The organism is Streptomyces milbemycinicus (genome assembly GCF_002154605.1).
Lineage (GTDB): Bacteria > Actinomycetota > Actinomycetes > Streptomycetales > Streptomycetaceae > Streptomyces > Streptomyces milbemycinicus.
The window spans coordinates 1-8,718 of the sequence record NZ_MUNE01000780.1 but is presented as its reverse complement, the minus strand read 5'-3'; the positions used below and the strand labels follow the sequence as shown (position 1 = coordinate 8,718).

The following is an 8,718-nucleotide window of genomic DNA, read 5'->3' as shown; positions in this document are numbered from 1 at the left end:
GCCGGGGGCCGTGCGACGCGCGCGGGGGCGGGCGGGGCGGGCCGCTCGGCGACTGGCTTTGCAGCACGGTCGTGAACGATCCGGCGGGCAGATCGCAGCATGAGCTGGATGTGGTGGCACTGGGGGAGGGGGAACGCAGACAGGCACGGAGCCCGGCCATTCGCGTCCTTGGCGAGGCCAAGTCATCCGATCGCGTCCGCACCCTTGCCGATCTCGACAGACTCGACCGCGTCCGGGGTCTGCTGGTGGCACGGGGTGTGCGGGCGGCAGGGGCGAGGCTGCTGCTGTTCGGCCGTTCCGGCTTCGACCGCAATGTGACCGAGGCAGCAGCCGGGCGGAATGACGTGGAACTCGTGGATCTGGCACGGATCTGGCAGGGAGAGTGAGCGGGAAGACCTGCCCGGCCGCGAGCTCGGCGGCCGACGAGGTCAGGGGCGGAGGGTGAGTTCAGCCGACTCCAAGACCGCCCCCCAGGGGCCCCAGCTCGCGTTCCCCCCGGACGCCTGGACCAGCTTCGTGGCGTACGCGTCCGAGCGCCAAGGCACCTCTAGCATCGGCGTCCATGGGGACGTACATCGACGGAGTGATCGAGACACGTACGGCGGGCGGGGCGTGGGAGATGAAGCTCGATCTGCGCGACTTCGACCTCGGGAAGGCCCGGGACGCCCGCGCGTGTTTGTTCGGCTACGGCGGGATCGTCGGGGTGGAGCGGCCGCTGTTCGACCAGCGGGGGTGGCCAGAGGACGCCTGCGACGAGGTGCCGAAGGAGTGTGACGAACTGAACCACAGCCACTCGTACGCGACGTGGGCCGAGATCGCGGCGGTTGACTGGGACGCGCCGCTCAGCGACGGCCTCGACGCGAACCGTCTGGGCGAGTGGCGACCGGGGCCGGACGGCGAGCTCGTCCTGGACGACGTGGTCTGGGCGCCGATCGAGGTGCTCGACGCGGCGGAGGAGCTCTTCGGCGAGGATCTGTTCCCCTCTGAATGGCCGCCGGGCGGCGAGGCCCATCTGAACGGCTCCGTGTACCGTCCGGTGGTCCTCACGGCCAGGATGTTCGTTCCGCCGGACGGCCGTTGGGCCCCGGTGTGGGCGTCGATGAGCGCGCTGGCGGCCGAGTACGGGGACGAGAACGTCCGCCTGGTGGTCTGGTTCGGCTGAGCCGGCTCGACCCGGCGGCACAGGCCGCCCCTGGCCGCCGTGCGGAGTTCTTGTCATCATCCATGGCGGGCCAGGGCTTGGCTCTCTTGCGGTCTGCGCGCCTGAGAGGGCTCGAATGAGTCAGGAGAGCCAGTCGGCGTAGCGGGTGGGGGCGAGGTGAGCGTGCTTGTCGGTGAGGACGTCGCCCTTGACGACGGCGAACATACCGGCGGCGGGGTCGGTGACGACGGTGCGGTTGTCGCCCTTGTGGGACAGGGTGATCCGGCCCAGCTCGTCCAGAGGGAAGATCTCGGGGCCGGCGATGTTGCGGATGCCGTTCAGCGGGGCGCCCGCGGCGACCTCCGCCACCGCGTTGGCCACGTCCTTGGCGGCGATCGGCTGGATCGGCGTGGCGGGCAGCCGGACGGTGTCGGCGTCGGCGGTCCAGGACATCGCCGCGTCCATGAACTCCATGAACTGCGTCGCCCGGACGATCGAGTAGGGGATCGGCCCGGCCGCGAGAATCTGCTCCTGGAGCGCCTTGGCCTGGTAGTAGTCCAGCTCCGGCACCTGGTCCGTGCCGACGATCGAGAGGATGACGAAGTGGCCGACGCCGCCCTTGTGGGCCGCGGCCAGGAGGTTGGCCATCGAGGTCTGGAAGAAGGCCGGGGAGGCTTCGTCGAAGGTCGGGGAGTTCGTCAGGTTGACGACGACGTCGGCTCCCGCCACCGCCTCGTCCAGCCCCTGGCCGCTGATGACGTCGACTCCGGTGGACTGCGAGTGCGGTATCGCCTCGTGCCCGGCGGCGTTCAGATTCTTCACGACCTGCGACCCGATCAGCCCGGTACCGCCGATGACTGCGAACCTCATGATGTGCCTTTCGTCGTGATATGTAGGTAATGCGTCACATGAACAACTATGCGGACGCGGCGGGAAACAGCGACTCGATCAGCTGAGGGCGGGCGGTGTCAGCGACCATCGACGAACGTGACCGTCTCGTCGAGCGACGCCCGCTGCGTACGGGCGTCATCCACCGTGACGTCCTCGTACCCGATCGACATGCCGCAGAAGAGGATGAGCTCGTCCGGGGGTGACAGGACCTCCGCGACGCTCCTGTGGAACTTCGCCCATGCCATCTGTGGGCAACTGTGCAGCCCTTCGGCGCGGAGCAGCAGCATGACGGTCTGCAGGAACATGCCGGCGTCGGCCCATTGGGGCGAGCCCATGTCGCGGTCGATGTAGCAGAACAGTGCGGCGGGCGCGCCGAAGCAGTTCCAGTTCGCGGAAGCGGCCCTCTGGCGCGCCTCCAGGTCCTCGCGCGGAATGCCGAGTGCGCCGTAGCGCTGCTCGCCGAAGGCGGATCGGCGCTCGCGGTACGGGGACTTCAGCGCGGGCGGGTACTGCTCGTACTCCGGCTCGTCCCAGGGGTCGCCCGCGGTCAGGCGCTCGCAGGCGCGCTTCTTGACCTCGGCCAGTGGCCCGCCGGTCAGTACGTAGACGTGCCACGGCTGAATGTTCGATCCGGACGGCGACCAGGCCGCGGCGGACAGCACGCGCTCCAGCGTCTCCCTGGGGACGGGCCGGTCGGCGAATCCACGCACCGCCCGTCGGCTCGTGACCGCCTCATAGACATCCATGATCGCCTGACTCCCATCTGTCGGCGCGTGTCACCTCCGCTACACCCGAGATAGTATCACTCGATACCGTCTCGTGCTTAACTATCTTCGAGCGCGAATCCTCGGCTCCTGTTTCCCCGCCTCTGGCACCGCACTTTGGAGAGAGTCCATGGCCACGCTGCTGCACATCGATTCATCCGTGTTCCCCGGCGAGGCTTCCTCGTCCCGTTCGGTCACGGCCGCCTTCCGTCAGGCATGGGAGGAGCAGCACCCGGAGGGCACGGTGATCTATCGCGACCTCGCCGCCGACCCCATCCCGCACATCACCGCCGACGCCTGGTCCGCCGGTTACGCCGCCCCGTCCGCGCGCACCCCGGAGCAGTCCGCCGCGTTCGCCGCGCGCGTGAAGCTCATCGAGGAGTTGGAGCAGGCAGATGCCGTCCTGATCGGCGCCCCCATGTACAACTACTCGATCCCGTCGACCCTCAAGGCGTGGCTGGACAGCGTGCTCCTGCTCGGCCGCACCGCGGGCGAGACCCCCTCCGCCCAGGGCACGCCGGTCGTCGTCGTCGCCAGTCGCGGTGGCTCCTACGCGCCGGGCACCCCGCGCGAGGGCTACGAGTTCGTACAGAACTACCTGGAGGCGGTGCTCAGGGGCACCCTCGGCCTGGACCTCGACTACATCGTCCCGGAGCTCACCATGGCCCCCCGCAACCCGGCCATGTCAGCACTGGTCCCCCTCTACGAGGCCTCCCGCGAGCGCGCCTACGAGGAAGCGGCCGCCATGGCCAAGGAACTCGCGGAGCGCTTCGCCGCGAAAGCCGCGTGAGACGAAGCGCGCCCATGCGGCCGGCGGGCAGCCGGCCGCACGGGCGCGCTTACGCCTTGCCGCCTGAGCGGTGGGCGAACCGGGTCAGCAGATCCGCCAGCCGCTCGGGCTCGCCCGGCCCCAGTTCGGCAACCAGGCGCTCAGCCAGCGGCTCCGCCGCCACATGAGCCGCCTCGAAGAGTTCGAGTCCCTGAGACGTGATCTCCACCGCCCGCGCCCGCCGGTCCCCCGGAACGGCCTTGCGGACAACCAGCCCCTTACGCTCCAGGTCGTCCACGACCCGCATGATTCCCGCTTTGTCCGACCCTGTTGCCGCCGCCAGGTCCCGCTGCACCGTGGCCCCACGGTTGACCAGCTCGATCAGCACGGCGAAATGCCGCAACTCGATGCCGAGCGGCCGCAGCGCCTCCGTCATCACCGAGGCCGCGTGCCAGTGCGCCCGGCGGAGCAGCAAGCCGAGAGCGAAAGGCGACGCATCCCCGGGGCGGTCGGTCGCGTGCGCGGCGGTGGTTCGGTGGGGAACGTCGGCGGTCATGAGGCCACGGTACAGCTGTTCATTCATTCGATACGGTTTCGCCTGAAACTGCTCGATCGGCAGCCGACGTGCGGTTATGCCTCGGCCTTCTGCATGATGTCCAGCAGGCTGGAGAAGCTGTCCGCCGCGTGGCCCGCCTCCATGCCACGCCGGAAGAGGCCGGCGACCGCGGCCGGAAGGGCGGTGTCGACGCCCGAGTCGGCGTTGGTGTGCAGGACGTGGTCGATGCTGGCCATGCCCATCGCCAGCCGGTCCACGTCGCCGACGTGGTTGCCCGCGTCGATGCGCTCGGCGTAGAAGGCGAAGAAGCCGGGCAGCGAGTTCGCCGTGTCCGTGGCGTGCTGCAGGATGTCGGCCGCCGCCAGGCCGTTGGCCTTGGCGAGGGCGATCGCCTGCCAGTAGCTCAGCATCGAGGTCCAGAACATGACCATGCCGAGCTGGTAGAAGAGCGCGGCCAGCCCTGGGTCCTCGCCCCGGTAGTCGCTCCGGCCGGTCACGACTTCCAGTACATCCCGGTGCTTGTCGAAGGCCTCGCGCGGGCCGCTGTAGAAGGTGAGCGACTCGGGCTGCCCGACCCCGGAGGGCGGCACGGTGATGCCGCCGGTGAGGTGCACGGCGCCCCGCTCGGCCGTCCAGCGGGCGGCGGCCCGGGCCTTCTCGGGGGTGTCGGAGCTGAGATTGACCAGGACGCGGCCGGACAGCGCGGTCTCGGCGGGGCCGAGCACGTCGTACATGGCCGCGTAGTCGGTGAGGCTGAGGATCACCGCCTCGTTGGCCGCGAGCGCCTCCTCGACGCTCGGCGCGAGCGTCGCGCCGCGGGCCACCAGAGCGTCCGCGCGGGACGGGGTGCGGTTCCACAGGGTGACCGCGTAGCCGCGGTCCAGGAAGGCCGTGGTCATGGCCTGGCCCATGGGGCCGAGTCCGATGATGGTGACCGACTGCTGCGTGGTTTTGCTGCTCATGCCGGGTTCTATGCCCTTTCCCTAAAACGAACGCTCTATTTAGAGGGTGCCGGGAACGTACCACAGCTCTAGAACGAACGCTCTACTCAGGCGCCCGGTACGGTGCTCATATGCAGACCAGCACCCGGGACCGGATCGTCGTCGCCGCGGCGCGCCTCCTCCAGCGGCAGGGCTACGTCGGCACGGGCATCAAGCAGATCGCCAAGGAGGCGCAGGCCACCCTCGGCTCCGTGTACCACTTCTTCCCTGGTGGCAAAGAAGCCGTTGCCGTGGCGGCGATCAAGCACGGCGACCAGGAGTTCGCGACGCTCCTCCGGAAGGCGCTGGACAGCGAGGAAGACCCGGCGGAAGCGGTCGAGGCCTGCGCCCGGCAGCTCGCGACGGAGCTGCGCGAGTCGGGCTGGATCGACGGCTGCCCCGTCACGGCGGCCGCCCTGGAGACCCTCGGCACCGACTCGGAGATCCAGCAGGCGTGCGCGGAGGCGCTGCGCAGCTGGGAGGGGTTGGTCTTGGACAAGCTGCTGCGCCATGGCTTCGAGGCCGAGGGCGGGCGGGAGTTGGCGACCACGATCATCAGCGCCTTGGAAGGGGCGGAGGTCACGGCGCAGGTCAACCGCAGCGAGGAGCCCTTGCGGGCGGCGGGTCGGCAGCTGGCCCGGCTGGTGCGCTCGTACGACGTCCGGTAATCCCGCTGGCGAGCACCCATAGTGGCGCTATGGCAACGACGACGATCCTGGTCTCCCGGGACACCCGCGACCATCTGGCCCAGCTTGCGGAGGAACAAGGTCTGAGTCTTGGACAGTGTGTTGAGCAGCTTGCCGCGCGGGGCGACGCTGCGTGATCATCTCGGCATCGGCGCGGCATCCGCCCTTGCGATCTCTCTGGGGTGGCCGTCGATGACCTCGACACGATTGTGGGAGAGAGCGTCAGCGCAATGGGCGTCGCGGAAGTCGGCGAGCATGGTGTGGGCCTCGCGGGCGCGGCGCAGGTGTTCGGGGTCGAGATCGGCGACGACCAGTTCCGCTTCGGTGGGGCCCGCTTCGGCGACGAGGCGGCCGGTGGGGTCCCAGACGGCGCTGGCGCCGCACGTGTCCCAGCCGCCGGTGGTGCCGACGTGGTTGGCCAGCAGCGTGTACATGGTGTTGTCGAAGGCGCGGGCGGGAAACCACATCCGCGACTCGTGGTAGCCGTTGCCCACGCTGAACAGAGCACCGACCAGATAGGCGTGGCAGCCGTCGAGCGCGGCGGCGCGGGCGTGCTCGGGGAAGCCGGAGTCGTAGCAGATGCCCAGGCCCAGCCGCCAGCCGTCGACCTCCACCGTGCACCCGGCACGTCCCGGCCGGTAGATGTCGCGCTCGGAGCGGAACAGGATCTGCTTGTCGTAGCGGGCCGCCCAGCCGCCGTCGGAGTCGATCACCAAGGCGGACACGTGCAGCTCGCCGGCGTCGTGCACGGCGGCGCCGACGATGGCCACGGTGCCGGTGTCCCGGCAGGCCGTCAGCAGTGGGCCCAGCCTTTCGTCGCCGCCCGCCTGGACCGCGCAGCGCTCCGGGTCCCCGCGGATGAGCTCCGGCTCGTACCCGGTGAGGAACTTCTCCGGGAAGACGACCACGCGCGCGCCCGCCTCCGCGGCCTCGCGCACCATCGCGCCCGCCGTGGCGGCGTTGGCGACGACGTCGCCCGGTGAGGGGCAGGCCTGGGCGGCGGCGACGCGGAGCGGGCGGGAGGGCCAGGGATCAGCAACGGTCATGAATGCCGAGCTTATCCGCGCCCGGTAGATCGGTCAGCCGTCAACCTCGTGCGATGCGTTTCCTACCTATGGGCGGCTTTGTCGCACACCGGGGCGCTACGGTGGGTACACGGTCGAAGATCTCGTCCATGGGAGGAATCATGACCGCCGAACCGCAGCGCACCACCTGGCCCGTGCCGCCGCCGGACGGCTACACCGTGGACGATCTCTTCAATCTGCCCGACCTCCCGCCGCACACTGAGTTGATCGACGGGAGCTTGGTCTTCGTGAGCCCGCAGCGGATTTTCCATACGCTGGCGATGTATCTGCTGGAATCTGGACTGCGCAGGACCGCGCCGGACAAGTTCCGGGTGCGCAGGGAGATGACCGTCGTGTTGGGGCCCCGCAATGCCCCGGAGCCCGATCTCCTAGTGGTGCGTGCGGAAGCCGAGCAGAGCGACGAGCAGACCCGGTACGACGCAGCCGACGTCGTGCTCGCCGTAGAGGTCGTCTCACCGGACTCCGAGGACCGGGGCCGCGACGCCAAGCCCCGCAAATACGCCGCCGCTGGCATCCCGCATTTCTGGCTGGTTGAGAAAGGGACGGGGCGACGCCCGGCGGTGCACACCTACGAGCTGGACCCGGTGACCAAGTCCTACGCGATCACCGGCATCCATCACGAGCGACTGAAGCTGACCGTCCCATTCACCATCGACATCGACCTGACCCAGATCGATCACATGTAGCCGTCACGGAACAGCCGGGCCCTCGATGTAGCGGCCCTTCGCGTCGTAGGGCCACTCGTTCGCGACGCAGCCCTTGAGCCCGTATATCTGCTGCATCATCACCGGCGCCCGTTTGCCCTTCCCTGGGCAGGTCTCGTGGCCGTGGCCGATGCGGTGGCCGACCTCGTGGTTGACGATCAGCGCCCGGTAGCCGCTGATGGGGCCGGAGAACTCCGGTGAGCCCGTGTTCCAGCGCTTGAGGTTGACCATGATCTGGGTTCCGGCGTCGCAGTTGACCTCGCCGTGGGTGTCCAGGCCGACGGCGCCGCAGATCTCGTCGACCGTGTCCGGGGTGGCGATCTTCACCTCGAAGTCGGAGGGGCCGTCGGCGACCAGCTGGAAGGCGTGCGTGCCGTCCTTGGTCCAGCCGCGCCTGTCGGCGAGGATCGCCGAGATCTCGGCCGCGGCCCGCTTCGCGTCGACGCCGGTGCCCTTCTCCACCATGACCTTGAACCGCCGCAGATCGCTTCCCTTGCCGATCACCGCGCCGGAGGACTTCGCGGTGACGAACTCGCCGGTCGCGGTGGCGGGGGAGCCCGGGCGAGGGGGTCTGGAGGTGGCCGAGATGGCGTCGGGCGGCAGGGCTGTCGGGTCCGTGGCGCGGGCCGCGCCCTTGCCGCCGCCGCCGTCGTCGTCGTCGCGTAAGGCGAATACGACCCCGGCGATCAGGGTCGCACCGGCGGCCAGCGCCACCGCCACGTTCCGGGGGCGGGTGCGTCGGGCGCGCCGCCGTCCCCGTAGGGGCGAGGCGGATGGGTCGGCGGGCTGTTTGCGGGCCTGCGCGGTGAAGGTCATAGGGGCACGTCCAGCGGGTGTCAGCGGGGCGGGCGGATCGGCCGCGGGAGCATGTCGGTGCCCCGGAGTGAGAGTGCGTCGTGTGTTCCCCTGGGGGGAGACGTCCGGGGAGTGGCGCGGGTTGGGTCTCGTGCCCCGCTGTGCCCGGAGTCACAGAGTCAGGCGTCACACGCCGTGGCGCGGCGAGCGCCGAGAGGGGCGCGGGACCCGGGCGCGGGACCGGCGAGCGGCATCCACCGGTGGCCGCGGACGGGCGGCGGGTTGTCCGTTGTGCCCAGAGCGCATATCCGGCGGCGCCTCGAACGCAACCTGGCACGTGCCAGGTT

General features: G+C 69.9%; 10 protein-coding genes and 1 pseudogene. 5 read left to right on the top strand and 6 right to left on the bottom strand.

Translation table 11 applies throughout. The features are described from left to right. Both CCN51_RS55405 and CCN51_RS46050 read left to right on the top strand, forming a co-directional pair. A pseudogene (locus CCN51_RS55405) lies at positions 1-386 on the top strand (ATP-binding protein); the annotation flags it as partial. Positions 387-562: 176 nt separating this feature from the next. Next, positions 563-1,162 carry a hypothetical protein gene (locus CCN51_RS46050; RefSeq protein ID WP_014178758.1) on the top strand — a complete coding sequence of 200 codons (600 nt, stop codon included), beginning with the start codon at positions 563-565 and terminating at the stop codon, positions 1,160-1,162. Between the two features lie 120 nt (positions 1,163-1,282). Here CCN51_RS46050 and CCN51_RS46045 read toward each other — a convergent pair whose 3' ends face one another. Continuing rightward, complete coding sequence (locus CCN51_RS46045) at positions 1,283-2,011, bottom strand: SDR family oxidoreductase (RefSeq protein WP_014178759.1); 729 nt, start codon at positions 2,009-2,011, stop codon at positions 1,283-1,285. A gap of 98 nt (positions 2,012-2,109) precedes the next feature. Then, entirely contained in the window at positions 2,110-2,778 is a 669-nt protein-coding gene (locus tag CCN51_RS46040) for a nitroreductase (RefSeq protein ID WP_014178760.1), read from the bottom strand. A 148-nt stretch (positions 2,779-2,926) separates the two neighbouring features. On the opposite strand from CCN51_RS46040, the gene CCN51_RS46035 reads away from it, so the two are divergent. Continuing rightward, complete coding sequence (locus CCN51_RS46035; RefSeq protein WP_014178761.1) at positions 2,927-3,586, top strand: FMN-dependent NADH-azoreductase; 660 nt, start codon at positions 2,927-2,929, stop codon at positions 3,584-3,586. Positions 3,587-3,635: 49 nt separating this feature from the next. Here the strand turns inward: CCN51_RS46035 and CCN51_RS46030 are convergent, their stop codons facing one another. Both CCN51_RS46030 and CCN51_RS46025 read right to left on the bottom strand, forming a co-directional pair. Beyond that, entirely contained in the window at positions 3,636-4,121 is a 486-nt protein-coding gene (locus tag CCN51_RS46030) for a MarR family winged helix-turn-helix transcriptional regulator (RefSeq protein WP_043491198.1), read from the bottom strand. Positions 4,122-4,195: 74 nt separating this feature from the next. Next, positions 4,196-5,083 carry an NAD(P)-dependent oxidoreductase gene (locus CCN51_RS46025; RefSeq protein WP_014178763.1) on the bottom strand — a complete coding sequence of 296 codons (888 nt, stop codon included), beginning with the start codon at positions 5,081-5,083 and terminating at the stop codon, positions 4,196-4,198. Between the two features lie 110 nt (positions 5,084-5,193). Here CCN51_RS46025 and CCN51_RS46020 point away from each other — a divergent pair, with 110 nt between their 5' ends. Next, positions 5,194-5,769, top strand: a complete 576-nt coding sequence (locus CCN51_RS46020; RefSeq protein WP_014178764.1) for a TetR/AcrR family transcriptional regulator — start codon at positions 5,194-5,196, stop codon at positions 5,767-5,769. A 155-nt stretch (positions 5,770-5,924) separates the two neighbouring features. On the opposite strand, the gene CCN51_RS46015 is transcribed toward CCN51_RS46020, so the two are convergent. After that, a complete protein-coding gene (locus CCN51_RS46015; RefSeq protein ID WP_014178765.1) occupies positions 5,925-6,833 on the bottom strand; it encodes a carbon-nitrogen hydrolase family protein in 909 nt (302 codons plus the stop codon). A gap of 140 nt (positions 6,834-6,973) precedes the next feature. Between CCN51_RS46015 and CCN51_RS46010 the strand changes: the two genes are divergently transcribed. Beyond that, complete coding sequence (locus CCN51_RS46010) at positions 6,974-7,558, top strand: Uma2 family endonuclease (protein WP_014178766.1); 585 nt, start codon at positions 6,974-6,976, stop codon at positions 7,556-7,558. Between the two features lie 3 nt (positions 7,559-7,561). On the opposite strand, the gene CCN51_RS46005 is transcribed toward CCN51_RS46010, so the two are convergent. Then, positions 7,562-8,392 (bottom strand): DUF3152 domain-containing protein, encoded by an 831-nt coding sequence (locus CCN51_RS46005; RefSeq protein ID WP_014178767.1) that lies wholly within the window; start codon positions 8,390-8,392, stop codon positions 7,562-7,564. Between the last annotated feature and the right edge of the window lie 326 nt (positions 8,393-8,718).